Below are 25,002 nucleotides of genomic sequence, written 5' to 3'. Positions count from 1 at the left end.
GTTTCTATGTGTTTAAAACGTCAAAAATTAGAAAATAAATCTGCTCAGATCTGCAAAAATCTGCGTGAAACAAAAAAATAAAAATCCGTTTTTATCCGCGTTTTCACTTTAGTGAATCAGTATAATCCGCGAGCCATAAAAACACAAACATAATAAAAATGAAGTCCAATTTAATTACAAAAATTACCCTTTGCGGTTTGATGCTTAACGGCTTTTATGCTTCGGCACAAAAAAACAATCTTCAGGTAGACGTTGCAAAATCGATTACCAAAATTCAGCCAACTATGTACGGAGTGTTTTTTGAAGATATCAATTTTGCTGCTGATGGAGGATTATATGCAGAAATGATCAAGAACAGATCGTTTGAATTCGAAACTCCAATGATGGGATGGAACGAACCAAATAGCGACCGACACAAATTAAACCAGCAATCTGGAATTGCCAATATTATTCAGTATTCTCAAAAAGGAACAAATCATAATTATTGCCGAGTTACAATAAACGATGCAAATGGTTATGAATTGATCAATGAAGGTTTCAGAGGAATGGGAATCAAGAAAGATCTGAAATATAATTTATCGCTAAAAGCTTCCAAAATATCAGGGAATGTTTCGAAGATTAAAATTCAATTCATTGATAAAAATAAAAAGGTTTTAGGCGAAACTTCGATTGTTCCAACATCAAAAGACTGGGCAAATTATACAGCACAATTGGCTGCAACGGCAACAGAAGCAAAAGCTCAAATTAAAATCACTTTTGAAGGAAGTGGAGTAATTGATTTAGATCAGATTTCGTTATTTCCGGAAGATACATGGAAAGGCAGAAAGAACGGAATGCGTGCTGATTTGGTACAATTATTATATGATTTGAAACCAGGATTTTTACGTTTTCCGGGTGGATGTATTGTAGAAGGAAAAACATTGGCATTGCGTTATCAATGGAAAAAATCGATTGGAAATGTTGAAGACAGGGAAACAATGATTAACCGTTGGAACACGGAATTTGCACATAAACCTGCACCGGATTATTTCCAGAGTTTTGGATTAGGATTCTATGAATATTTTCAACTTTCTGAAGATATTGGAGCTGCACCTTTACCAATTTTAAGCTGCGGAATGGCCTGTCAGTTCAATACAGGAGAATTAGTTCCGATGGATCAGTTAGATCCTTATTTACAAGATGCTTTAGACTTAATTGAATTTGCAAACGGCGATCAAACAACGGCTTGGGGAAAAGTAAGAGCTGATATGGGACATCCAAAACCATTCAATTTAAAACATATTGGAGTTGGAAATGAACAATGGGGACCAGATTATATCGAGCGTTTCAAAGTGTTTCAAAAAGCGATAAAAGACAAATATCCAAATATCACAATTGTATCTGGAACAGGACCTTTTCCTGACGGAGATTATTTTGATTATGGCATGAAAGAGCTCAAAAAACTAAATGCTGAAATTGTTGACGAGCACTATTATAAAGATCCGGCTTGGTTTCGTAAAAATGTAACGCGTTACGACAATTATGATCGTAAAGGACCAAAGATTTTTGCTGGAGAATATGCAGCGCAAAGTGTAGCGATTGCAAGTCCGGACAATAAAAACAACTGGGAATGTGCTTTTTCTGAAGCTGCTTTTATGACCGGAATGGAGCGTAATGCTGAGGTTGTTCAATTGACATCTTATGCGCCTTTATTAGCTCATGTTGAAGGTTGGCAATGGACGCCGGACATGATTTGGTTCAACAATTTACAATCTTATGGAACGCCAAATTATTATGTTCAGAAATTATTCTCTAATAATAAAGGAACAGATTTAATCAATATTACAAAAGATGGAAAACCAGTTACGGGACAAAATGATTTGTTTGCATCGGCAGTAAAAGATGTGAATTCTAAAGAAGTAATTCTGAAAATTGTGAATGCTTCTGCAACGGCTCAAAATGCTTCAATTGATGTAAAAGGAGCAAAATTAGATTCAAAAGGAACGGCAATAATCTTAAAAGGAGACGGAATAAATGATGAGAATTCTTTTGCATCTCCAACTAAAATTAGTCCAAAAGAAAGCGAATTTAAAGTAAACGGAAACAAGGTTCAATATGATTTTCCGGCATACTCAGTTACCGTTTTGAAAATTAAGATGAAATAATCGCAACAGAATAAATGTAAAACCAACGTTTATTTTTTGTTTTGCTCTTAAACTCTTGTTTTGATGCATTATTTGTAAAAATTCAAGCGTCTATTTTTATTAAGTGTTTTTTATACACTTATAAATTATTTATAATTATATTTGTCATTATTATAAAAAGAATTTCGAATGAAAAATTACGTTATAGGATTGGACTACGGAACAGATTCAGTTCGAGCGATGCTAATAGACACTGAAAATGGGCAAGAGCTGGCATCAAATGTTTCTCATTATAAAAGATGGAAAAACAAGCAATATTGTGACGCAGCTGCAAATCAGTTTCGCCAACATCCTTTAGACCATATTGAAGGTTTAGAAATCACCATTCAAACCGTTATAAAAGAAAGTAAAGTCGATCCTTCGCAAGTACGCGGAATTTGTATTGATACAACAGGATCTTCTCCGGTTCCGGTAACCAAAGAAGGAATTCCGTTAGCATTGACAAAAGGTTTTGAAGAAAACCCAAATGCGATGATGGTACTTTGGAAAGATCATACTTCGATAAATGAAGCAAACGAAATCAACGAATTGGCGGTAAGCTGGGGCGGGGAAAATGTAACGAAATATGTGGGCGGAATTTATTCATCAGAATGGTTTTGGGCAAAAATCCTGCACATTGCAAGAGAAGATGAAGCAGTTCGAAATGCTGCGCACACCTGGATGGAGCATTGCGATTTAATGACCTATTTATTAATAGAAGATAAAGATTTAAAAACATTCAAAAGAAGCCGTTGCGCAGCCGGACATAAAGCGATGTGGCATGAAGACTGGAACGGACTTCCTCCGGTTGAATTCTTAGAAAAATTACATCCTTATTTGGCACAACTTCGTGGTAATCTTTATGATGAAACATATACATCAGATGTAGTTGCCGGAAATCTAAGCAAAGAATGGGCAGATCGTTTAGGACTTTCTACAGATACAGTTGTGGCTGTGGGAACTTTCGATGCACATTCTGGAGCTGTTGGAGCTAAGATTGGTGAGAATACTTTGGTTCGCGTTATGGGAACTTCAACCTGCGATATTTTGGTAGGTTCGAAAGAAGAAGTAGGAACTAAAACTGTTCGCGGAATCTGCGGACAAGTTGATGGTTCTGTGATTCCGGGTTATATTGGTCTTGAAGCCGGACAATCTGCTTTTGGAGATTTACTGGCTTGGTACAAAGAGTTATTGCTTTGGCCAACAGATCATTTATTAACTGCTTCGACGGTTTTAAATGATGCTCAAAAAGAACAATTAAGAGAAGAATTCAGTGATAAATTAATTGTAGAATTGACTAAAGAAGCAGAGAAAATTCCTGTTTCAGATAGTCTTCCAATTGCTTTAGACTGGATCAACGGAAGAAGAACTCCAGATGCTAATCAGGAATTAAAAAGTGCGATCTCGAATCTTTCTTTAGGAACAAAAGCACCACATATTTTCAAAGCTTTGGTAAATGCTATTTGTTTTGGAGCGAAAAAAATCGTGGATCGTTTTGAAGAAGAAGGTGTAAAAATTGACAGTGTAATCGGGATTGGTGGCGTTGCCCGTAAATCTCCTTTTATCATGCAGACTTTGGCAAATGTTTTAAACAAGCCAATTAAAATTGCAGCTTCAGATCAAACTCCAGCTCTAGGAGCGGCAATTTACGCAGCAGTTGCAGCCGGAATTTATCCAAACGTAATTGAAGCAAGTCAAAAAATAGGAAGCGATTTTGATGGAGAATATTTCCCTCAATTAGATAAAGTAGCAGCTTATCACAAACTGCTTTTGGCATACGATCAATTAAGTGCTTACGAAGATCCAACTATTAAAATTTCGCAACATGAGTTCTCTTTATAAAGATTTAAAACAGGAATGTTACGAAGCCAATATGCAGTTAAATGCATTGAATTTGGTAGTATATACTTTCGGAAATGTAAGTGCTGTCGATAGAGAAAATGGTGTTTTTGCGATTAAACCAAGTGGCGTTCCGTATGAAGATTTAAAACCCGAAGATATTGTGATTGTCGATTTTGATAATAACATTATTGAAGGTTCGATGCGTCCGTCATCCGACACTAAAACGCACGCTTATTTGTATAAAAACTGGCCAAATATCGGTGGCGTTGCACATACACACGCCACATATTCCGTAGCCTGGGCACAATCACAACGCGATATTCCTATTTTCGGGACTACACATGCAGATCATTTAACAGCTGATATTCCGTGTGCCCCGCCAATGGCTGATGCGCTTATAGAAGGAAATTACGAACACAATACCGGAATTCAGATTTTGGATTGTTTCAAAGAAAAGAATCTTTCTTACGAAGAAGTAGAAATGGTTTTGATTGGAAATCATGGTCCTTTTGCCTGGGGAAAAAACGCAGCAAAAGCAGTTTATAATAGTAAAGTTCTTGAAGTAGTTGCCGAAATGGCGTATCTGACTTTACAAATAAATCCAAACGTACCAAGATTAAAAGATTCGCTAATAAAAAAACATTACAATCGTAAACACGGAAAAGATTCGTATTACGGACAATAATAATTTTAGATTTTAGAATGCAGATTTTAGATTTTTAGAACCTGCAAACGATTAAACAGTTCAACAAATAAACGATTAAACAGCATGATTGATATATCTCAAAAAGAAGTATGGTTTGTAGTAGGAAGCCAGGAATTATACGGTGAAGAAACACTACGAAAAGTTGCAGAACATTCGCAGCTAATTGCAAAAGGATTAGACGCATCATCTAGTATTCCGGTAAAAGTGGTTTATAAAGATGTTGTAAAATCTCCTGCTCAAATTTTAGATGTTTGTTTGGCAGCGAATACAGAAAAAAACTGTATCGGAATTATTGCCTGGATGCATACTTTCTCTCCAGCAAAAATGTGGATTGGAGGATTAAGTATTTTAAAGAAACCATTATGCCATTTGCATACACAATATAATGCTGAAATTCCGTGGGGAACAATCGACATGGATTTCATGAACCTGAATCAATCGGCACACGGAGATCGTGAGTTTGGTTTTATCATGTCAAGAATGCGTAAAAAGCGTAAAGTTGTGGTTGGACACTGGGAAGATCCTCGTGTTTTGAACAAACTTGGCGTTTGGACAAGAGTAACATTAGGATGGGACGAACTTCAGAACTTAAAAGTAGCTCGTATTGGAGACAATATGCGTGAAGTTGCCGTTACAGAAGGTGATAAAGTGGAGGCTCAGATTCGTTTCGGAATGTCGGTTAACGGATATGATTCTTCAGATGTTACCAAGCATATCGAGAAAGTTACAGAGCAGCAATTGAATGATTTATTAGCCGTTTATGAATCTTCTTATTCTTTGACTGATGCTTTAAAAGAAGGCGGAGCGCAAAGAAGTTCATTGGTTGAAGCAGCAAAAATAGAATTAGGTTTAAGAGCTTTCCTTGAAGAAGGAGGTTTTGGAGCTTTTACAGATACATTTGAAAACCTTGGAGTTTGGAAACAATTACCAGGAATTGCAACACAAAGATTAATGGCCGATGGTTATGGTTTTGGTGGAGAAGGCGACTGGAAAACTGCTGCAATGGTTCGTGCATTAAAAGTAATGAACGTGGGTCTTGAAGGAGGAACGTCATTTATGGAAGATTATACGTATCATTTCACTCCACAAAAATCATATGTTTTAGGATCTCACATGTTAGAAATTTGTCCATCTATTGCAGAGGCAAAACCTTCTTGCGAAGTGCATCCGTTAGGAATTGGAGGAAAAGAAGATCCTGCACGTTTGGTATTTAATTCACCAGCCGGAGATGCAATCAACGTTTCGTTGGTCGATATGGGAAATCGTTTCCGTTTGATTGTAAATGAAGTTGAAGCGATTAAACCATTAGCAGATTTACCAAAATTACCGGTTGCAAGAGTTTTATGGGATTGTAAACCAAACCTTGATATCGCAGCAACAGCATGGATTCTTGCCGGAGGAGCGCATCACACCGTTTACAGCCAGGCGATCACAACAGAATATATGGAAGATTTTGCAGATATTGCCGGAATCGAATTATTGGTTATCGACGAAAAAACTACTGTAAGAGACTTTAAAGATAAGATCAATGCAAACGAAGCTTATTATCATTTGTTTCAACACGGATTGTAGTCTGAGAGACTAAGATTCTAAGTTGCTATCCCGATAGCTATCGGGACTAAAGTTTTTTTGTTACTTTTAACTTGTTGGGTAATAAATTAACTTTTTGAAAATAGAACACTGATAAAACGGATTTGCTAACGCAAAAGCGCAGATAAAAACGGATTTTTGATATTAAAAATCCGTGTAAATCCGCGTCTTCGTGAAACGAATCTGTTTAATCCGCGTCAAAATATAGCGTTTTTTATTACGTCTAGCAGATTACTTTTAACATCTAACATTTCACAATAACCACAAAATTATCATTTATGAATGTATTAAAACGTTGTCTTTTTGGAATCAGCCTTTTGAGTTTGGCAGCAATTTCAGTTCATTGCAAAAGCGATAAAAAAACAGATGATACAACAGTTTCTTCTGATGAAAAAGCTACAGTTACAATCGAAAAATCTTCTTACGGAACTACTGCAAAAGGAGAAAAAGTTGATAGTTATAAGCTGAAAAATCAAAATGGGATGGAAGTTGATATCATCACTTTTGGAGGAAGAATTACAGAATTGAAGGTACCCAATAAAGACGGTGTTTCTGAAAATGTAGTAATTGGTTTTAGTTCTTTGGCACAATACGAAAAAGAGAATCCGTTTTTTGGAGCTTTGATCGGAAGATACGGAAACAGAATTGCTAAAGGAAAATTCACTTTAGACGGAAAAGAATATCAATTGGCTATCAACAATGCACCAAATGCTTTGCACGGAGGACCACAAGGATTTTTTAATGTTGTCTGGAAAGCCGATGAGGTAAAATCAGGAAGTACAGCTTCTTTGAAATTATCTTATTTAAGTAAGGATTTAGAAGAAGGATATCCAGGAAATCTACAAGTTTTTGTAACATATACATTGACAAATGATAACCAATTAGAAGTTTTGTATGAGGCAACAACAGATAAGAAAACAGTTGTAAACTTGACACAACATTCTTATTTCAATTTATCGGGAGATTTTACAAAAACGATCTTAGATCACGAATTGACTTTGAATGCTGATAAATTAGTTCCGGTTGATGCGACTTTAATTCCAACAGGAAAATTAGAAGATGTAGCTAATACACCTTTCGACTTCAGAACTCCAAAATTAATTGGAAAAGATATCGAGGTAAAAAACGAACAATTAGAAAGAGGAAAAGGATATGATCATTGTTGGGTATTGAACAATCCTGAAAAAGGAAAAACAATCATTGCAAAAGTATACCACGCAGCAAGCGGAAGGGTGATGGAAATGACTACAGACGAACCTGGAATTCAGTTTTACTCTGGGAATTTCCTTGACGGAACTTTGCCAACACCTAAAGGCGGAACATTTGCACACAGAACAGGATTATGTTTAGAAACAGAACATTATCCGGATTCTCCAAATCAGAAAAATTTCCAAACAACGGTTTTAAACCCGGGAGAAAATTATAAAACTAAAACTACTTTTAAATTCTCAGTAAAAAAATAGTTTTAGAATTCTGTTTATTAGTTTAGTAATTTTAAGAAACCTCGTAAGTGACGCTTGCGAGGTTTTTTTATTTGTAACTTGAATGTAATTAAAGTAAGTTTTTTTAAATCGCGCAAAGTCGCAAAGCCGCAAAGTTTTTTGAGCTTTTTTTATTTTCTTTGCACCTCTGCGGCTTTGCGCGATTAATTCATTTACAGCTTATAAAATTCTTAATTTAGCAAGAGCAAACGAAAACAAAATGAAACATCTATTCAAAGCAGAATTAAATTGGACTTCAACCAAAAAGGAAGAAGAAACAACGTCAAAGTTTTACAGCAAAAGCCATCAAATAAAAATTGAAGGAAAACCGGTTTTAGATGTCTCTGCCGCAAAAGCATTCAAAGGCGATCCGGAATTATACAATCCTGAAGATTTGCTTTTGAGTAGTTTGGTTTCGTGCCATATGATGTCCTATTTATATGTTTGTTCTCAAAATAAAATAGAAGTACTTGAATATTCAGACAACGCCGAAGCTACTCTAGAAGTTTCCGAGAATGGAAGCGGTCGTTTTACAGAAGTACGATTAAAACCAAAAGTTAAAATCTCAAATCCAGACCAAATCGAACTTGCTTTAAATTTACATTTTAAAGCCAATCAATTATGTTTTATTGCCAATTCATGCAATTTTCCTGTTTTGCATGAGGCGAGTTGTGAGGTTATTTAATAGATATGAGATAAATTTCTATTACGTACAGAAAAGCGTACATTTGTAAAAAATAATTATTATGAAAACAGTTAGCGTGACAGAGTTTAGAGGGAATATTAAGAAATATCTTGATATAGCTGAATCTGAAAAACTTGTTATCCATAGAGGAAAAGGTCGTTCTTTTGTTGTTATTCCTTTAGATGAAGAAGAAGATGAATCATTATTAAATAACGCACAAAAAGCAGCTATAGATGAAGCGTTAGAAGATGTAATAAATGGCAGAGTGCACTCTCATCAAGAAGTTATGGACGAAACAAAAAAACGGTTTCCTCATTTATTCAAAAGATAATTCTAATACATGGTGCAAATAATTTGGACAACGATTGCTAGGAATGACTATTGGAAAAATATTGAATATCTAGAAAGTGAGTGGACTTTACAAGATGTCTATAACTTTATGGATAAAACGGATGATTTGATCCAGTTATTAATGAAGCAAAACTTGATATTTAAGCCATCGAATTATAAAGATGTATTTCAAGTGCCGGTAACAAAACAGATAACATTGTATTATAAAGTTTTAGAGGATAATGAAATTGAGCTTTTAAGATTTTGGAATACGTATCAAAATCCTGAAAAATTGAAATTATAAAACCATATAAAACCAAAAAAACCTCTTCTTTCGAAGAGGTTTTTGTACCCGGAGCCGGAGTCGAACCGGCACGGTTTCCCACAGGTGTTTGAGACCAGCGCGTCTACCAATTCCGCCATCCGGGCTTAGCAGACGAAAAAATAATCAAATAAATCAATTATCCTAACGCAATAGAATAAGTAATTATGTTGCCATAACTGTGCTTATTCCTTTAACACGGTGCAAATGTAAAAAATAAAATTAAATGTTCTACTAAAAATACTTAAATTTTTTCTTTCAGTGTCCAATAAATTTTCTAAATTTGCACCTCGTTAAAACGAAGCACACACAACTAACTACAAAACAACAAATTATAATGTCGCACCTAGAACCAGAAGCTAAAATTTTTGCTTGTTCACAAAGTGTTTATCTTGCAGAAAAAATTGCAGAACAATACGGAATTCCGTTAGGAAAAGTAACGATGTCAACGTATAGCGATGGAGAATTTCAGCCATCATACGAAGAATCAATAAGAGGTTTACGCGTTTTTATCGTGTGTTCAACTTTCCCAACTGCAGATAATTTGATGGAATTGTTACTAATGATTGATGCAGCAAAACGTGCATCAGCCAGACACATTACAGCAGTTATGCCTTATTTTGGTTGGGCAAGACAAGATAGAAAAGATAAACCAAGAGTTCCGATTGGAGCAAAATTAGTAGCTAATTTATTAGATGCTGCCGGAGCGACAAGAGTAATGACAATGGATTTGCACGCAGATCAAATTCAGGGGTTTTTCGAAAAACCAGTAGATCATTTATTTGCATCTACAATCTTTTTACCATACGTAAAAAGTTTAAATTTAGACAATTTAACCATTGCATCTCCGGATATGGGAGGTTCAAAAAGAGCATATGCTTACTCTAAGTTTTTAGAATCAGATGTAGTTATCTGTTACAAACAAAGAAAAGCAGCCAACGTTATCGACACTATGGAACTAATTGGTGAAGTAAAAGGACGTAACGTAATATTGGTAGACGACATGATCGATACTGGTGGTACATTAGCGAAAGCGGCAGATTTAATGATCGAAAAAGGAGCATTAAGCGTTAGGGCAATTTGTACACACGCCATTTTATCAGGTGACGCATACGAAAAAATCGAAAACTCAAAATTAAGCGAGTTAATAGTTACCGATTCAATTCCGTTAAAGAAAGAATCAAAGAAAATAAAAGTAGTGAGTTGTGCGCCTCTTTTTGCCGAAGTTATGCACATGGTGCACCACAACAATTCCATCAGTGGAAAATTTATAATGTAGTCATTGCAAGGAACGAAGCAATCTCACTACGATAAGAATTAGAATATTTATTAATAACTATATTTTTTTACAATGAAATCGATTACAATTAAAGGATCAGAAAGAGAAAGCGTGGGCAAAGTGTCAACTAAAGCCTTACGTAATGCTGGAGCGGTTCCTTGCGTGTTATACGGAGGAAATCAAGCAGTACACTTCTCAGCAGACGCTGCAGCGTTCAAAAACTTGGTTTACACTCCAAACGCACACACAGTTGTGATTGAGCTTGGAAAAGGAAAATCATTCAATGCAATTTTGCAAGACATTCAGGTTCACCCAGTATCTGACAAAATTTTACACATTGACTTCTTTCAATTATTTGATGACAAAGAAATCACTATGGAAGTTCCGGTAAAAATTGTTGGTACATCTAAAGGTGTTCTTGCAGGAGGTGTTTTACGTTTAAATCAACGTAAATTAAAAGTTAAAGCTTTACCTAAAGATCTTCCTGATTTTGTTGAAGCTGACATTACTCCACTTGAAATGGGTAACAAATTATACGTTACTAAAGTTGGAAAACCAGAATACAAAGTTATGCACCCAGAGAACACAGTTGTTGCTCAGGTAAGAATTTCTCGTGCTGCTATGAAAGCTGCTCAAGAAGCTGCAAAAGCTGCAAAAGCTCCTGCAAAAGGAAAGAAAAAATAATTTTTTTCAAATTCAATACAAAAGCATCAATCGAAAGATTGGTGCTTTTTTTTTGCTTTAAGATTCTAAGTTGCTAAGATGCTGAGGTTCTAAGATTTCTACTCAGAAAATATCCAGTGTCAGGCTGAGCGGAGTCGAAGCCCCCTTCTGATGTTTTGTGTTTATTTTTCTTTGAAGCAGAAATTTTCGGTTTCTTCAAGACCCAGCGTTCCTGCCATCCACTTGTATCTTTTCCTTGCTAAAGAAGCAAGAAAAAGGATGCCGCTTCTGTCAGGGCTAGCGAGAGGTTTAGTTTTTTATTAGAAGAGAGGTTCAAAGGAGCAAAGGTTCAAAGGAACAAAGCAGAGCGATTTTGCAGTATGTCAGGCTGAGCGAAGTCGAAGCCCCGACCAGAAGCTCTACAATCTACAATGAAATACTTTGCGCGGGCTTCGACTTCGCTCAGCCTGACAAAAAATGTGGATAAAAAATCTGCAAAATCTGCGAGAAACTTTTTCTTAGCGAGCTTTGCGTAAAACCCTTGCGAACTTTGCGGTTAAGAATAATTATCTAATCAACCAATTGGCACATTCCCTAATTAACCCTATTTTTGCAAGCATGATAAAATGGATAACAAAACTGTTTTCATCAATACAAAAAGAAGAGAACACAGACAATATGAAACCGGAGGTTCACGAACACCCAAAAAACAATATAAAAAGCGTGAGTAAAAAATATTTAATCGTAGGACTTGGTAATATTGGTGCCGAATACGTAAATACAAGACATAATATAGGATTTAAAGTCCTGGACTTTTTAGCTAAAAAAGAAGGGCTTTCATTCGAAACCGTAAAACTGGGCGCTTTGGCCGAATACAAATTCAAAGGAAGATCTTTCTTCCTGCTTAAGCCAAACACTTACATGAATTTAAGCGGCAAGGCGGTAAAATACTGGATGGACAAGGAAAATATACCTTTAGAGAATATTCTGGTCATTACAGACGATTTAAACCTGTCATTCGGAACCATTCGTATCAAACCAAAAGGAAGCGACGGAGGTCATAATGGCTTAAAGAATATCAACTTGGTTTTAAATACTCAAAATTACACCCGTTTTAGATTTGGCATCAGCGATCAGTTCAAAAAAGGACAGCAAATTGATTACGTTTTAGGAGAATGGGATGAAGAAGAAAAAGCAAAATTGCCGGAACGTTTAGAAGTTTCTTCAGAAATTATCAAATCATTTGGAACCGCCGGTTTAGAAAATACGATGACTACATTTAACGGAAAGTAAAGAATTACAGCTGTTTAACTGTTAAATAATCAAATTATCAGTTAATTATATTCAATTATAACGAAATAGTATTTTCTATTCCAAAGTTAAATGTCTAAATTTGAAATAAATTATTATAAATCATAAAATCATAATATCATGGCTTTTGAATTACCACAATTACCTTATGCATATGATGCATTAGAACCACATATTGATGCTCGTACAATGGAAATCCATCATACAAAGCACCACAATGCTTATACTACAAATCTTAACGCTGCAATTGCAGGAACAGATTTAGAAGGTAAGACAATAGAAAATATCTTAATTAACTTAGATAAAACAAACGCAGCAGTTCGTAACAATGGTGGAGGTTTCTACAACCACAATTTATTCTGGACTGTAATGTCTCCAGACGGTGGCGGATTACCAACAGGTGATTTATTAGCAGCAATCGAAGCTTCTTTTGGAACTTTCGAAGAATTTAAAGCTAAATTTGCTAAAGCCGGAGCAACTCAATTTGGTTCAGGATGGGCTTGGTTAACAGTTCAAAAAGGAGGGAAATTAGAAGTTGTTGGTACTCCAAATCAAGACAATCCATTAATGCCGGAAGTTGCTGGTAACGGTGGAACTCCAATCTTAGGAATGGACGTTTGGGAACATGCTTACTACTTAAACTACCAAAACAGAAGACCAGATTATATTGAAGCTTTCTTCAGTGTAATTAACTGGACAGAAGTTGCAAGAAGATTTGCTTTAGACAAATAGTCGAAAATAGAGTAAAGATTATATAAAAAAGACGAGTGCCAAATGGTACTCGTCTTTTTTTTGTCGTTATATTTTTCGTCTTTGTTCTATAGTCTATCTTCTATTCTCTAAAAAAGAGAAAATAAAAAAGGCGGAATCTCTTCCACCTTTTTTGCCCCAAATCTACCATAAACTTAACCTACTAATGTTATGGTTTAGTAAATGTATGATAGCTGTTCTTATGAAAAAAACTTTTTAGACGAATGGCAAATATATCCGACTAAGTAAGAGAAAGATAGCGAAATAGAGGAAAGATTATAGAATATAGAGAAAAGAATATAGAATATAGAGAATAGAATAAGAGAATAGAAAATAGAAAATAGAGAATAGAGTAAAGATTACTCAACAAAGAGGGTAGAGTCTATATTCTATGTTCTATAATCTATTCTCTAAAAAAAGAAAATAAAAAAGGCGGAATTTCTTCCACCTTTTTTGCCCCAAATCTACCATAAACTTAACCTACTATTGTTATGGTTCAGTAAATGTATGATAGCTATTCTTGTTTAAAAAACTTTTCAGATGAATGGTCAATATATCCGACCAAAAGAAGATAATGGTTTTAAATTGAAATACTTGAGTTTATTTCAATAAAAAAGGTGGAATTGCTTCCACCCTTTTTGCCCCAAATCTACCATAAACTTAACCTACTAATGTTATGGTATCTCAAAAGTATTGTAGCTTTTCAATTTTACCAAACATATAGGATGAACGGCAAAAAAAACCGATGAAATGCACAAATTAACCTTTTGTTAGTATTTTTTTAATATGCTCTTGCGTCTTTTCCCTCGTAGAAATTCATGAAAGCCCTGTTTACAACACGATTACCTCCTGGTGTAGGATAATCTCCTGTAAAGTACCAATCACCTAAATTTTTAGGACAGGCAATATGCAAATCTTCTACTTTTTGGAAAATGATTTTTACTTCGGCATTGATTTCAGGAGAACTCAACATTTCAGCAATTTTATCTGAAATTTCTTCAGGAGTAAACTGATCGTAAATTGCCGTAACATAATTCACAACATCACTATCTAAATAGTTTTCCTGTGCTTTACATTTTGCGTAAACTTCATCAACAATATGATATAGATTTCTTTCTTTTAATAAAGCTAAAGCTGCTCTAAAAGCAACAAGACCTTCTAACTTAGCCATGTCGATTCCGTAACAATCAGGATAACGTATTTGTGGCGCTGATGAAACGATTACAATACGTTTAGGATTTAAACGATCCATCATTTTTATAATACTCATTTTAAGCGTCGTACCACGAACAATACTATCATCGATGATAACAAGGTTGTCTGTTGGTTTGATCACTCCGTAAGTAACGTCGTAAACGTGTGCAACAAGATCATCACGGCTACTATCCTCAGTAATAAAGGTTCTAAGTTTAGCATCTTTAATAGCAACTTTCTCAGTACGTATTTTTACTGCTAATAATTCTTGTAAAGTTTCGGCTGTAAGTGTATTTCTGTTAGCTAAAATATAATTGTTTTTTCTCTGATTTAAGAAATCCTGAGCTGCTTCGACTAAACCATAAAATGAAGTTTCGGCAGTATTAGGAATATAAGAGAAAACAGTATTGTCTGTATCGCTGTCAATAGAATCTAAAACTGCAGGTAAAATTAATTTACCTAAGTTTTTACGTTCCTGATAGATTTCAGCATCACTTCCTCTTGAGAAATAAATTCTTTCAAAAGAACACGCTTTTTTAACCGTTGGTTCTAAAATTTGTTCCATCGAAACTTTTCCGCTTTTCTTGATAATCAAAGCATTTCCCGGATCAATTTCCTGAACACTTTCAAAAGGTACATTGAATACAGTTTGAATAACCGGTCTTTCAGAAGCTACAACCACTACTTCATCATCCTGATAAAAGTAAGCTGGACGAATTCCTGCTGGATCTCTAAAAACAAAAGCATCACCATGACCAAGTAATCCGGCCATTGCATAACCTCCGTCTAAGTTTTTAGCAGAACGTCCTAGTATTTTAGCAATATCCAATCGGTCTGCGATTACCGGAGAGGCTTCTCTTTTAGAATAACCTTCGGCTTTACAATCCTGGTACAATTGCATTACTTCTTTGTCTAAGAAGTGACCAATTTTTTCCATCACCGTTACAGTGTCGGCCATTTCTTTTGGGTGTTGTCCAAGTTCTACTAAATTTTCGAAAAGCTCTTTAACATTCGTCATATTAAAGTTTCCTGCCAAAATTAAGTTACGGTGCATCCAGTTACTCTGACGTAAAAATGGGTGTACACTTTCGATGCTGTTTTTTCCGAAAGTTCCGTAACGAACGTGTCCTAAAAATAATTCGCCAACATACGGAATTTCAGATTTTATTTTAGCAACGTCATCACCAATTTCTGGCTTTGCTTTTAGCTCTTCACTGATTCTTTCGTTGATTTGTTTGAAAACATCTTGTATTGGCTGCGAGTGATTTGAACGAACTCGGCTTATGTAACGTTGTCCTGGTTCAACATCTAGTTTAATGCTTGCAAAACCAGCACCATCTTGTCCGCGGTTGTGCTGTTTTTCCATCATTAAGTACATTTTCTGAATTCCGTAGAAAGCAGTTCCGTACTTTTCTTTATAATATTCAAGCGGTTTAAGAAGTCTAACTAAGGCTATACCACATTCGTGTTTTAAAGCGTCGCTCATTGTTTTTTGTATTTGTGTTGTTGTTGTAAGTTGTGCGTAATAACGTAATAAAAAAGCCCCGTTTTATCGAGGCTTCAGGGCATTATATTTCTATGTCAAACTGAGTTAACGACTTAAATTGTTGTAATCGAATCGCTACTTCTGCTTTGCTTAATGTTTCCATCCTTTCGGTTCCAAATTTCTCTACACAAAATGAAGCTAAATTAGATCCGTAAATAATTGCGTTTTTCATGTTGCCAAACGAAATGTTTTCGCTTTGTGCAATAAATCCTGAAAAACCACCTGCAAAAGTGTCTCCTGCTCCTGTTGGATCAAAAACATCTTCTAATGGTAAAGCCGGTGCAAAGAAAACTTCTCTGTTGTGGAATAAAAGCGCTCCGTGTTCTCCTTTTTTGATCACCACATATTTTGGTCCCAATTCCTGGATTTTGTTGGCAGCTTTTACTAATGAATATTCTCCAGAAAGTTGTCTTGCTTCTTCATCATTGATTGTGATAACGTCTACACGTTTAATTACATCTAGTAATTCTGGTAAAGCGCAATCCATCCAAAAGTTCATAGTATCTAAAACTACTAATTTTGGTTTTTTCTCTAATTGATCTAAAACACTGCTTTGTACTAAAGGATGTAAGTTTCCTAACATCACAACATCAGCATCTTTATAGTTTTGAGGAACCTTTGGTTGAAAATCAGCCAAAACGTTTAACTCCGTTACCAATGTGTCTCTAGAGTTAAGATCGTTGTGGTATAAACCGCTCCAGAAAAAGGTTTTTCCGCCTTTTACAATTTCGATACCAGAGATATCAATATTTCTTGAAGTTAAAAGATCTAAATGTTCTTGAGGAAAATCGTCGCCAACTACAGAAACAATGGCCGATTGTAAGTTAAAAAATGATGCTGATAAACCAATGTACGTTGCAGCGCCACCTAATATTTTATCTGTTTTTCCGAAAGGAGTTTCAATCGCGTCGAAAGCAACCGTTCCAACAATCAATAATTTATTCATTTTATGAATTTCGAATTAGGGTGCAAAGATACTTCATAAGTTACAATATTGCAACGGTTTAGGTTCGCAAAATTTTCATAAAAAAAGAATATCGTTTGCGGAGCTAAAACTGTTGTAAATGAATGAATTAAAATTGATTGCCCTGAGTGCTTAAAATATGTTTTTTGGATTTAAAATACAATATTTATTTTTGAAAAAAGCATTGAAGATTTTAGTTAGAAGATTCTTTCAAATAAATTCTACAACTCATACTTTTTATCAAAATAATTTTTCAAAACCCCAATCTGAATTAAAACCATAAACGGAACGACCAATAAAGCGTAAAGCACATTTGTAGAAAAATGAATTCCTGAAAATAGAGCAGAAGCTTTATCAGAATATGTTTTAGCTATTTCAAAATTAGAAATGTCGTTATTGAAATAAATAGCATAAGCCGTTAAAGCAGCTAAACTGATACCAATAAATATCCAGGTCGATTTAGAGATCAACGGTTTGTAAGCTTTGATTTTGCTTTTCTCAGCAACTAAAACCTGAGACATTATTTTTGAAGTAAAGTCGAAAGATGGCGTTTCCAAAGTGTTTTCGCTCATCATTTTTTCAATCAGATTTTCTATTTCTTTATCATTTTCTTTCATAACATTCTATTATTTCTGGTTCTAATTGCTTTTTCAAAATTACAGCTAATTTCTGTCGGCTTCTAAATAATTTTACCTTTACATTATTAGCATTAATGTTCATGACTTTTCCTATTTCTTCTAAACTCTGATCTTCAAAATAAAATAAAGTTAGCAAGAAATTCTCTTCACTCGGTAATAAATTCAAACAATTCTGAATGGTTTGCTTTCGCTCTTTATCCTCTAAAGCGCTCAAAGCATTATCCATTGTTTTTATTAAATGAGCCGAAAATTCATCGATAGATGTATTGTTGTCTTCTTTTTTGTTTTTCTTTAAACGATCCAAACACGTATTATAAGCAATCTTATAAATCCAGGTTGAAAATTTAGAATCTCCTTTAAATTTTACTAAAGAATTATACGCTTTAATAAAAGTATCCTGAGCAACCTCTTCAGCCTCTTCTCTGTTTTTGATCATTTTTATAGACAATGTAAAGATCATATCTTTATAACGATCTACCAGCACGGCAAAAGCATTCGCATCACCCTGCAGAATTTTATCGATATAATGTTGATCAGTTATTGTGCTCATATTATGTAAGACGACACGTTTTGCGTTTAGGTTACAAGATTTTTAAAATAAATTCCAATATTTTTAAAATTCCAAATTCCAACTGAAATGTATGGTTTAAATTTTAATCTATATATGTATAGAACTTTGTCAAAGTTTTAAACTTTGACAAAGATTACGGCGACGTTACATTATGCGCAATCTTGTCATCTCGACGAAGGAGAGATCACAATAGAAACTCCGCAAACTAAATCACCAATCGTTGTCGAGTTTCGTGTGTGATCTCTCCTTCGTCGAGATGACAAACTACACGAAAAGCTTGTTATGAAAATGATTGCCCTAGCCCCGATAGAAGTGGAAATCCTTTTGTGGCGGTGTTCGCCACAAAAGATTGGAACGAATAGCGGGATTAGCTCCTAAAAAAACTAAATAACAGTATTATGGTTACTTTATATAAAAGATTTATCGTTTCTCGAAAATAATTTTAAACTCAAAATTAACTCATAATCAGCAAGTTTTGGTCCCGAGGCTTCGGGATGGAATTTAAAAATTGAAATTTTTTATAAAAAGTTGTAACCTCAATTCAAAACATGTCGTCATATGGAGTATCAATCAATTATAAAAACATAAAAATTATGGGAGCACAAATTTTAGTACCAATCAGTCTTTTCTTAATGATCTTCGGAATAGTCTATCTTATTTATTCAACAAGAAACAGAGAACGTTTAGCACTTATAGAAAAAGGAGTCGATGCAAGTATCTTTTTAAAAGGAAGAACTAATGGGGTTCCGGCCTGGAAAATCCTTATTTTAAACACGGCTTTTCTTTTAATCGGTATTGGACTTGGTTTTTTTATTGCTTTATTTCTTTCTACTTATACACAAATGAATTCAGATGTGATTTATCCGGCAACTATTATTACAATGTCAGGAGTAGGTTTGCTTGTAGGATTTCACAGAGCTAAAGATTTAGATAAAGAATAAAAAAATTGTAATGAAAATGAAAAACGCGCCAGAACAAATGTTTCTGACGCGTTTTTTTTATGATTTAGATCCTATAGTTTCGTAATAAACATCTATAGAAAGATTTTTTTGCATTGATGCCATAACGGCCAGTTCGTCGCAGCGTTCGTTTTGAGGGTGGTTGTTATGACCTTTGATCCATTTAAAATCAACCTGATGTTTGCGGTAAATAATTAAAAAACGTTTCCATAAATCCGGATTCTTTTTTCCGGCATAGTTTTTTTTCTCCCAGCCAAAAACCCATTTTTTAACCACAGAATCAATAACGTATTTAGAATCTGAAACTACTAAAACCTTCATATTTGGGTTTTTTAATTTTTCAAGACCCACAATTACAGCTAGAAGCTCCATTCTATTATTAGTAGTTAAACGAAAGCCTTCGTAAAATTCTTTTTTATGTGGCGTTCCCACCAGTTCCATCACTACACCATATCCTCCGTTTCCGGGATTTCCTTTCGCAGCGCCATCAGTATATATATGTACTTCGTGATTCATTTTAGACTTCTTAGATTTTAGATTGTTAGACTTCTTAGATTTTTGTTTTTGGATTTCTTAGATTTTTATATCTAAAAAATCTAAAGTCTAATCCTCTAATAGTCTCGAAATAATCTCCGGGAAATACTTTTGTTCCAGTTCGTGAATCTTTTCGGCGACAGTTTCCGGCGTATCTTCTTCTGTTAGTGCTACATTTTTCTGGAAAATGATACCGCCTTCATCATAATGTTCGTTTACATAATGAATAGAAATTCCGGTTTCTTTCTCTTTATTATTTACTATAGCCCTGTGTATGTGCATGCCGTACATTCCTTTACCTCCATAATTTGGTAAAAGCGCCGGATGTATGTTGATTATTTTATTAGGATATTTCTCGATTATATGATCCGGGAATTTCAATAAAAAACCAGCCAGAACTATCAGATCCGGGTCGATTTCTTGTATTTTTTGTAAGAGGTTACTTTCTAAAAGTTCGGTTTTTGAGAAGATTTCGGTTGGAATTTGATGATTTTTTGCTCTTTCGATGACTTTTGCCGCAGCATTATTCGTAAAAACCGAAACGACTTTTGCAATTTTGGTTTTCGCAAAATATTTTATGATGTTTTCAGCATTAGTTCCTGATCCTGAGGCAAAAACAATAATTTTTTTCATAATCGAATGTAATTTTAGAATGCAAAAAACGGAATAAAAATCCAAAATAAATAGTATTAAAAGGGCTTTCTTGAAATTAATTTTATAAATTAGTGTTACATTTATAAACTAAATCGTGGTTTTAAAATAAAGTTTTTTATTTTTGCCAACAAATTAAATTCTAAAATTAAAGATTATGTCAGACATTGCATCAAGAGTAAAAGCGATTATCGTAGACAAATTAGGTGTTGACGAAAACGAAGTTGTAACAGAAGCAAGCTTCACTAATGATTTGGGAGCTGACTCATTAGACACTGTTGAGCTTATTATGGAATTCGAAAAAGAATTTGATATTCAAATTCCAGACGATCAAGCAGAAAACATTGCTACTGTTGGTCAAGCTATTTCTTATATCGAAGAAGCTAAAAAATAATAATACTGCACCCGAATTTTTTAAAATTCCAACTTTGAATACCCAAATTCCAAAATTGGGATTTGTTTTTTAAAAAATTGGAATTTTAAAAAATCGGGTGTTATTATTTTTTTAAAATTTAAATTTCGATTGGTTTTCAATCAAAAAGATATATTTATATTGTAATGCCCATGGCTCTTAAGTAACAATACTGTTAAGAAAGCGTGGGTTTTATTTGTTTAAAGTACAAAATACATATTTATGACGTTAAAGCGAGTTGTTGTAACAGGATTAGGTGCTCTTACTCCGATCGGGAATAATATTCAGGATTATTGGGAGGCACTTGTGAATGGAGTTAGCGGAGCCGCTCCTATCACGTATTATGATACAGAGAAGCATAAAACGAAATTTGCCTGTGAAGTAAAAAACTTCAATATTGAAGATTACATGGATCGCAAGGAATCTCGAAGATTAGATAAATTCGCTCAATATGCTGTTGCTGCAAGTGATGAAGCTATTAAAGATGCCGGACTTACTGATGATAATATCGACAAAACAAGAGTTGGTGTTATTTGGGGAGCTGGAATTGGTGGTTTAGAGACTTTTCAGGATGAAGTTATTTATTATGCAAAAGGAGACGGAACACCAAAATTCAATCCGTTTTTTATTCCTAAAATGATTGCCGATATTGCTCCAGCACACATTTCGATGCGTAATGGTTATATGGGTCCAAATTATACTACTGTTTCTGCATGTGCATCTTCTGCAAATGCATTAATTGATGCTTTCAACTACATTCGTTTAGGAATGTGTGATGTTATTGTATCAGGTGGTTCAGAAGCTGCCATTACTATTGCAGGTATGGGAGGTTTTAACTCTATGCACGCTTTATCTACAAGAAACGAAAGTCCGGAAACGGCTTCAAGACCTTTTGATGCAACCAGAGATGGTTTTGTTTTAGGAGAAGGAGCAGGAGCTTTGGTTCTTGAAGAATACGAACATGCTAAAGCCAGAGGAGCAAAAATTTATTGCGAAATTGGCGGTGGCGGAATGTCATCAGATGCTTACCACTTAACTGCACCACATCCGGAAGGAATTGGAGTTATTGCAGTAATGAAAAATACATTAAGAGATGCCGGAATGAACCCTGAAGATGTTGATCATATCAATACTCACGGAACTTCTACTCCGTTAGGAGATGTTGCTGAATTAAAAGCAATCAGCGCTGTTTTTGGTGATCATGCAAAAAGCATCAACATCAACTCTACAAAATCAATGACAGGACACTTATTAGGTGCAGCAGGAGCTATTGAGGCTATTGCTTCTATCCTGGCAATGAAATATGGTATTGTTCCTCCAACTATCAATCATACGGTAGTAGATGAAAACATTGATCCATCATTGAATCTTACCTTAAACAAACCTCAAAAAAGAGAAGTAAATGTTGCTATGAGTAACACTTTTGGTTTTGGTGGACACAATGCTTGCGTATTGTTTAAAAAATTAGTTGACTAATTTCTGTATATGAATTTTATCAAAAAAATATTTTCTAAATCCCGTTCTCTAGAAGACGGGATTTTTTTTGACACTATTCAGAAAATACTTGGTTTTCAGCCTGCTACAATCGAATTTTATAAGAAAGCTTTCACACACAGGTCTTCTAATAAGCTCGACGAATCAGGACATCCCATAAATTATGAGCGATTAGAGTTTTTAGGAGATGCTATGTTAAGTGCCGTAATTGCAGCACATTTATTTAATAAAGCACCAAATGGCGACGAAGGATATTTGACTAAAATGAGGTCGAAAATTGTAAGCCGCGAACATTTGAATGAGCTTGGTAAAGATTTAAACCTGGTTCGTTTTGTAGAAAGCAAAGTGCCAATTCAGCATTTTGGAGAAAATATTCATGGTAATATTTTCGAATCACTTGTGGGTGCAATTTATCTGGATAAAGGATATTCGTTTTGCGAAAAGTTTATTCAAAAACGAGTTGTAGCTCCTTATGTTGATATTGCACGACTTGAAGGCAAAGTAATTAGTTATAAAAGTTTGGTTATCGAATGGTGTCAGAAAGAAAAGAGAGTCTTTCATTACGACATTTTTGAAGATAACGGTATTGACGGTCAGCGCTTATTTGGCGTTAAATTAAGTATAGACGATAAAGTAATCGCACGAGCGCGAGCCACTTCAAAAAAGAAAGCAGAAGAGAAAGCTTCACAAAGAGCATATTTTGCATTTCAGGAAAAAATAGACAAGAAATAGCTACAATTTTGTTGTAAGTATCTTAAAGCTATAACGTTTTCGTTTATAAATTAATAAAAACAAGCACATCTTAACTATTTAAGCTCCGCTAGAAATAGTATATTTACACCTTGATTTTTCATGACATGGCTATTCATAGATTGGATTTAGACGAATTTGACGAAATTGATTATTATTTAATGGCAATTCATACTTCATTAGAAGATTATAGATTGGCCTATTTTATCAATAAAAACCTTCCGATAAACTTAAGTAAGAGCAAAAACGAGATCCATGCTCAGACTAAAGAAGGCGAGGCAAATTTCTCGAGATTCTATTATTATGATGCTGAAAAAACAGTTTCATGGAATTTAATTCAGAATAAAAATGAAATCATTTCAACGAGTAGAAATGATTCCCAGGATTTGTTTTCCAATGAAACAAGTGAGGTTTCAACAACAATTCATTTACTTCCTGAATTCAAAAAAGTAGATTTTTTCCTGAAAATAGAGAATAGTGAAGAGACTATTGATTTTTCAGAAATTCAACAACAATTAAATACCATCGAGAGTATTGCGGCTATTTATGCTGTAGATACTGATAAAATAAAATCAAAAAACAATCTAATTTTTTAAAAAAAATGTTAACAAACAAAAAAACCAAAATTGTCGCTACACTTGGTCCTGCATGTGGTACGAGAGAGATCATCAAAGATATGATCGATGCAGGGGTTAATGTGTTTAGAGTTAATTTTTCGCATGCTGATTACGAAGGTGTAAAAGAGAAAATTAATATTATTAGAGGTCTAAATGAAGAGTTTGGTTACACAACTGCAATCCTTGGAGATTTGCAAGGACCAAAACTTAGAGTTGGTGTGATGGAAGAAGGAACTGTTGTTCATGATGGTGATTTAATCACTTTTACAACAGCAGAAGATATTTTAGGAACAGCTCAAAAAGTGTTCATGAAATACCAAAATTTTCCAAATGATGTGAACCCGGGAGAGCGTATTTTGCTTGATGATGGTAAATTGATTTTCGAAATTATTTCTACTGATAAAAAGACTGAAGTTGTTGCTAAAGTAATTCAGGGTGGAGAATTAAAATCTAAAAAAGGAGTTAATCTTCCAAACACTAAAATTTCTTTACCAGCTTTAACTGAAAAAGATATTGCAGATGCTATTTTTGCTATCGAGCAAAAAGTAGACTGGATCGCACTTTCGTTTGTAAAAACACCTCGCGATTTACAAGACTTACAAGAATTGATCGCTAAACATTCTGAATATAAAATTCCGATTGTGGCTAAAATTGAAATGCCGGAAGCTTTAGAGAACATGGATAAAATTGTAGCATATTGCGACGCTTTAATGGTTGCTCGTGGAGATTTAGGAGTTGAACTTCCTGCACACGAAGTACCATTAGTTCAAAAAGATTTGATCCGTAGAGCTAAAATCGCCAGAATTCCTGTTATCGTTGCTACACAAATGATGGAGACAATGATTACAAGTCTTACACCAACAAGAGCTGAAGTAAATGACGTTGCAAACTCTGTAATGGATGGAGCTGATGCTGTAATGTTGTCTGGAGAAACTGCTACAGGAAATTATCCAGTACAAGTTATTCAAAGAATGACACAAATTTGTGAAGCTGTAGAGGATTCTCCGCTAATTCAGGTTCCACAAAATACACCACAAATTAAAACGAAACGTTTTGTTACTAAAACAGTTTGTCACCAGGCAGCTTTATTGGCTAACGAAATCAAAGCAAAAGCAATTTGTACATTAACAAATAGTGGATATACAGCTTTCCAGGTATCAGCATGGAGACCATCTGCTCATATTTTAGTGTTCACTTCAAACAGAAGAATCTTAACACAATTGAATTTATTATGGGGAGTTAAATCATACTTCTATGATAAAGATGTAAGTACAGATGATACTGTAACTGATGTAAATGCAATTGCAGTTGAAAAAGGATATGCTACAAAAGGTGATTATTTAATTAATCTTGCAGCTATGCCAATTAAAGATAAAGGAATGGTAAATACCATGAGAGTTTCTGAAATAGACTAAGACTTTATTATTATATAAAAAAGCCATTCGACAATATGAGGGCACTGAAAAACACCTCTTATTTTGATTGGGATTGGTTTTTAGAGAATTAAAAAAACGCTTGTAACAGGATTTTTTAACCCGTTGCAAGCGTTTT

Annotated in this window: 24 protein-coding genes and 1 tRNA gene; 17 read left to right on the top strand and 8 right to left on the bottom strand. The window is 34.5% G+C overall.

The features are described 5' to 3' along the window. Positions 1 to 158 precede the first annotated feature (158 nt). From FLACOL7796_RS00595 to FLACOL7796_RS00565, 7 genes are all read left to right on the top strand, one after another. A complete protein-coding gene (locus FLACOL7796_RS00595; protein ID WP_173968763.1) occupies positions 159 to 2,144 on the top strand; it encodes an alpha-L-arabinofuranosidase C-terminal domain-containing protein in 1,986 nt (661 codons plus the stop codon). Positions 2,145 to 2,312: 168 nt separating this feature from the next. After that, positions 2,313 to 4,004: a ribulokinase gene (locus FLACOL7796_RS00590; RefSeq protein WP_173968761.1), complete on the top strand. Its 1,692-nt coding sequence runs from the start codon at positions 2,313 to 2,315 to the stop codon at positions 4,002 to 4,004. Continuing rightward, a complete protein-coding gene (locus FLACOL7796_RS00585) occupies positions 3,988 to 4,689 on the top strand; it encodes an L-ribulose-5-phosphate 4-epimerase (protein ID WP_173968759.1) in 702 nt (233 codons plus the stop codon). The genes FLACOL7796_RS00590 and FLACOL7796_RS00585 overlap by 17 nt, the downstream gene beginning before the upstream one ends. 84 nt (positions 4,690 to 4,773) lie before the next feature. Continuing rightward, a complete protein-coding gene (gene araA / locus FLACOL7796_RS00580; RefSeq protein WP_173968757.1) occupies positions 4,774 to 6,282 on the top strand; it encodes an L-arabinose isomerase in 1,509 nt (502 codons plus the stop codon). 296 nt (positions 6,283 to 6,578) lie between these two features. Beyond that, the gene (locus FLACOL7796_RS00575) at positions 6,579 to 7,763 is read left to right on the top strand and encodes an aldose epimerase family protein (RefSeq protein WP_173968755.1); all 1,185 of its coding nucleotides are present in this window, start codon (positions 6,579 to 6,581) and stop codon (positions 7,761 to 7,763) included. Between the two features lie 238 nt (positions 7,764 to 8,001). Continuing rightward, complete coding sequence (locus FLACOL7796_RS00570; RefSeq protein ID WP_173968753.1) at positions 8,002 to 8,466, top strand: OsmC family protein; 465 nt, start codon at positions 8,002 to 8,004, stop codon at positions 8,464 to 8,466. A gap of 61 nt (positions 8,467 to 8,527) precedes the next feature. Further along, a complete protein-coding gene (locus FLACOL7796_RS00565; RefSeq protein ID WP_173968751.1) occupies positions 8,528 to 8,797 on the top strand; it encodes a type II toxin-antitoxin system Phd/YefM family antitoxin in 270 nt (89 codons plus the stop codon). Positions 8,798 to 8,957: 160 nt separating this feature from the next. On the opposite strand, the gene FLACOL7796_RS24610 is transcribed toward FLACOL7796_RS00565, so the two are convergent. Together FLACOL7796_RS24610 and FLACOL7796_RS00555 are read right to left on the bottom strand one after the other, a co-directional pair. Next, positions 8,958 to 9,182, bottom strand: a complete 225-nt coding sequence (locus FLACOL7796_RS24610) for a hypothetical protein (RefSeq protein WP_232067254.1) — start codon at positions 9,180 to 9,182, stop codon at positions 8,958 to 8,960. Next, positions 9,146 to 9,225: transfer RNA gene (locus tag FLACOL7796_RS00555), tRNA-Leu, on the bottom strand. Before FLACOL7796_RS00555 ends, FLACOL7796_RS24610 begins: the two co-directional genes overlap by 37 nt. Before the next feature lie 230 nt (positions 9,226 to 9,455). Here FLACOL7796_RS00555 and FLACOL7796_RS00550 point away from each other — a divergent pair. The 4 genes from FLACOL7796_RS00550 to FLACOL7796_RS00535 all read left to right on the top strand — a co-directional run bounded on the left by FLACOL7796_RS00550 (position 9,456) and on the right by FLACOL7796_RS00535 (position 13,103). Beyond that, positions 9,456 to 10,397, top strand: coding sequence for a ribose-phosphate pyrophosphokinase (locus tag FLACOL7796_RS00550; protein ID WP_173968746.1), 942 nt, complete (start codon positions 9,456 to 9,458; stop codon positions 10,395 to 10,397). A 72-nt stretch (positions 10,398 to 10,469) separates the two neighbouring features. Further along, positions 10,470 to 11,081 (top strand): 50S ribosomal protein L25/general stress protein Ctc, encoded by a 612-nt coding sequence (locus FLACOL7796_RS00545; protein WP_173968744.1) that lies wholly within the window; start codon positions 10,470 to 10,472, stop codon positions 11,079 to 11,081. Between the two features lie 597 nt (positions 11,082 to 11,678). Next, the gene (gene pth / locus FLACOL7796_RS00540) at positions 11,679 to 12,353 is read left to right on the top strand and encodes an aminoacyl-tRNA hydrolase (RefSeq protein WP_173968742.1); all 675 of its coding nucleotides are present in this window, start codon (positions 11,679 to 11,681) and stop codon (positions 12,351 to 12,353) included. Between the two features lie 138 nt (positions 12,354 to 12,491). Next, positions 12,492 to 13,103: a superoxide dismutase gene (locus tag FLACOL7796_RS00535; RefSeq protein WP_191408266.1), complete on the top strand. Its 612-nt coding sequence runs from the start codon at positions 12,492 to 12,494 to the stop codon at positions 13,101 to 13,103. A 799-nt stretch (positions 13,104 to 13,902) separates the two neighbouring features. On the opposite strand, the gene FLACOL7796_RS00530 is transcribed toward FLACOL7796_RS00535, so the two are convergent. From FLACOL7796_RS00530 to FLACOL7796_RS00515, 4 genes are all read right to left on the bottom strand, one after another. Further along, entirely contained in the window at positions 13,903 to 15,801 is a 1,899-nt protein-coding gene (locus FLACOL7796_RS00530; protein WP_173968741.1) for an amidophosphoribosyltransferase, read from the bottom strand. 82 nt (positions 15,802 to 15,883) lie between these two features. Then, on the bottom strand, positions 15,884 to 16,807 hold the full coding sequence (locus tag FLACOL7796_RS00525; RefSeq protein ID WP_173968739.1) for a PfkB family carbohydrate kinase: 924 nt from the start codon (positions 16,805 to 16,807) through the stop codon (positions 15,884 to 15,886). A gap of 239 nt (positions 16,808 to 17,046) precedes the next feature. Further along, positions 17,047 to 17,442: a hypothetical protein gene (locus FLACOL7796_RS00520; RefSeq protein ID WP_173968736.1), complete on the bottom strand. Its 396-nt coding sequence runs from the start codon at positions 17,440 to 17,442 to the stop codon at positions 17,047 to 17,049. Beyond that, a complete protein-coding gene (locus tag FLACOL7796_RS00515) occupies positions 17,429 to 18,013 on the bottom strand; it encodes an RNA polymerase sigma factor (protein WP_173968734.1) in 585 nt (194 codons plus the stop codon). Before FLACOL7796_RS00515 ends, FLACOL7796_RS00520 begins: the two co-directional genes overlap by 14 nt. 614 nt (positions 18,014 to 18,627) lie before the next feature. Here FLACOL7796_RS00515 and FLACOL7796_RS00510 point away from each other — a divergent pair. Further along, the gene (locus tag FLACOL7796_RS00510) at positions 18,628 to 18,975 is read left to right on the top strand and encodes a DUF6249 domain-containing protein (RefSeq protein WP_173968732.1); all 348 of its coding nucleotides are present in this window, start codon (positions 18,628 to 18,630) and stop codon (positions 18,973 to 18,975) included. Between the two features lie 57 nt (positions 18,976 to 19,032). On the opposite strand, the gene rnhA is transcribed toward FLACOL7796_RS00510, so the two are convergent. Then, a complete protein-coding gene (rnhA, locus tag FLACOL7796_RS00505) occupies positions 19,033 to 19,509 on the bottom strand; it encodes a ribonuclease HI (RefSeq protein ID WP_173968730.1) in 477 nt (158 codons plus the stop codon). Positions 19,510 to 19,596: 87 nt separating this feature from the next. Next, a complete protein-coding gene (gene purN, locus FLACOL7796_RS00500) occupies positions 19,597 to 20,160 on the bottom strand; it encodes a phosphoribosylglycinamide formyltransferase (protein ID WP_173968729.1) in 564 nt (187 codons plus the stop codon). Between the two features lie 175 nt (positions 20,161 to 20,335). Here purN and FLACOL7796_RS00495 point away from each other — a divergent pair, with 175 nt between their 5' ends. The 5 genes from FLACOL7796_RS00495 to pyk all read left to right on the top strand — a co-directional run bounded on the left by FLACOL7796_RS00495 (position 20,336) and on the right by pyk (position 24,866). Then, positions 20,336 to 20,572: an acyl carrier protein gene (locus FLACOL7796_RS00495; protein WP_007137004.1), complete on the top strand. Its 237-nt coding sequence runs from the start codon at positions 20,336 to 20,338 to the stop codon at positions 20,570 to 20,572. Positions 20,573 to 20,812: 240 nt separating this feature from the next. After that, positions 20,813 to 22,066 (top strand): beta-ketoacyl-ACP synthase II, encoded by a 1,254-nt coding sequence (gene fabF, locus FLACOL7796_RS00490; RefSeq protein ID WP_173968727.1) that lies wholly within the window; start codon positions 20,813 to 20,815, stop codon positions 22,064 to 22,066. A 9-nt stretch (positions 22,067 to 22,075) separates the two neighbouring features. Further along, positions 22,076 to 22,816: a ribonuclease III gene (gene rnc, locus FLACOL7796_RS00485; protein WP_173968725.1), complete on the top strand. Its 741-nt coding sequence runs from the start codon at positions 22,076 to 22,078 to the stop codon at positions 22,814 to 22,816. Positions 22,817 to 22,941: 125 nt separating this feature from the next. Next, positions 22,942 to 23,430: an IPExxxVDY family protein gene (locus FLACOL7796_RS00480; RefSeq protein ID WP_173968723.1), complete on the top strand. Its 489-nt coding sequence runs from the start codon at positions 22,942 to 22,944 to the stop codon at positions 23,428 to 23,430. Positions 23,431 to 23,435: 5 nt separating this feature from the next. Beyond that, the gene (pyk, locus tag FLACOL7796_RS00475; protein ID WP_173968721.1) at positions 23,436 to 24,866 is read left to right on the top strand and encodes a pyruvate kinase; all 1,431 of its coding nucleotides are present in this window, start codon (positions 23,436 to 23,438) and stop codon (positions 24,864 to 24,866) included. The last annotated feature ends 136 nt before the right edge of the window (positions 24,867 to 25,002 follow it).

It is taken from the genome of Flavobacterium bizetiae, assembly GCF_902804475.1.
Taxonomy (GTDB): Bacteria; Bacteroidota; Bacteroidia; order Flavobacteriales; family Flavobacteriaceae; genus Flavobacterium; species Flavobacterium bizetiae.
Note: the sequence above shows the minus strand (reverse complement) of the source record. Positions and strands in the feature narration are given on the sequence as shown.

Bases quoted from the DNA above. Each gene is read 5' to 3' on its own strand.
- FLACOL7796_RS00595 (WP_173968763.1), top strand. From the start codon at position 159: ATGAAGTCCAATTTAATTACAAAAATTACCCTTTGCGGTTTGATGCTT.
- FLACOL7796_RS00590 (WP_173968761.1), top strand. From the start codon at position 2,313: ATGAAAAATTACGTTATAGGATTGGACTACGGAACAGATTCAGTTCGA.
- FLACOL7796_RS00585 (WP_173968759.1), top strand. From the start codon at position 3,988: ATGAGTTCTCTTTATAAAGATTTAAAACAGGAATGTTACGAAGCCAAT.
- araA (WP_173968757.1), top strand. From the start codon at position 4,774: ATGATTGATATATCTCAAAAAGAAGTATGGTTTGTAGTAGGAAGCCAG.
- FLACOL7796_RS00575 (WP_173968755.1), top strand. From the start codon at position 6,579: ATGAATGTATTAAAACGTTGTCTTTTTGGAATCAGCCTTTTGAGTTTG.
- FLACOL7796_RS00570 (WP_173968753.1), top strand. From the start codon at position 8,002: ATGAAACATCTATTCAAAGCAGAATTAAATTGGACTTCAACCAAAAAG.
- FLACOL7796_RS00565 (WP_173968751.1), top strand. From the start codon at position 8,528: ATGAAAACAGTTAGCGTGACAGAGTTTAGAGGGAATATTAAGAAATAT.
- FLACOL7796_RS00550 (WP_173968746.1), top strand. From the start codon at position 9,456: ATGTCGCACCTAGAACCAGAAGCTAAAATTTTTGCTTGTTCACAAAGT.
- FLACOL7796_RS00545 (WP_173968744.1), top strand. From the start codon at position 10,470: ATGAAATCGATTACAATTAAAGGATCAGAAAGAGAAAGCGTGGGCAAA.
- pth (WP_173968742.1), top strand. From the start codon at position 11,679: ATGATAAAATGGATAACAAAACTGTTTTCATCAATACAAAAAGAAGAG.
- FLACOL7796_RS00535 (WP_191408266.1), top strand. From the start codon at position 12,492: ATGGCTTTTGAATTACCACAATTACCTTATGCATATGATGCATTAGAA.
- FLACOL7796_RS00530 (WP_173968741.1), bottom strand. From the start codon at position 15,801: ATGAGCGACGCTTTAAAACACGAATGTGGTATAGCCTTAGTTAGACTT.
- FLACOL7796_RS00525 (WP_173968739.1), bottom strand. From the start codon at position 16,807: ATGAATAAATTATTGATTGTTGGAACGGTTGCTTTCGACGCGATTGAA.
- FLACOL7796_RS00520 (WP_173968736.1), bottom strand. From the start codon at position 17,442: ATGAAAGAAAATGATAAAGAAATAGAAAATCTGATTGAAAAAATGATG.
- FLACOL7796_RS00515 (WP_173968734.1), bottom strand. From the start codon at position 18,013: ATGAGCACAATAACTGATCAACATTATATCGATAAAATTCTGCAGGGT.
- FLACOL7796_RS00510 (WP_173968732.1), top strand. From the start codon at position 18,628: ATGGGAGCACAAATTTTAGTACCAATCAGTCTTTTCTTAATGATCTTC.
- rnhA (WP_173968730.1), bottom strand. From the start codon at position 19,509: ATGAATCACGAAGTACATATATATACTGATGGCGCTGCGAAAGGAAAT.
- purN (WP_173968729.1), bottom strand. From the start codon at position 20,160: ATGAAAAAAATTATTGTTTTTGCCTCAGGATCAGGAACTAATGCTGAA.
- FLACOL7796_RS00495 (WP_007137004.1), top strand. From the start codon at position 20,336: ATGTCAGACATTGCATCAAGAGTAAAAGCGATTATCGTAGACAAATTA.
- fabF (WP_173968727.1), top strand. From the start codon at position 20,813: ATGACGTTAAAGCGAGTTGTTGTAACAGGATTAGGTGCTCTTACTCCG.
- rnc (WP_173968725.1), top strand. From the start codon at position 22,076: ATGAATTTTATCAAAAAAATATTTTCTAAATCCCGTTCTCTAGAAGAC.
- FLACOL7796_RS00480 (WP_173968723.1), top strand. From the start codon at position 22,942: ATGGCTATTCATAGATTGGATTTAGACGAATTTGACGAAATTGATTAT.
- pyk (WP_173968721.1), top strand. From the start codon at position 23,436: ATGTTAACAAACAAAAAAACCAAAATTGTCGCTACACTTGGTCCTGCA.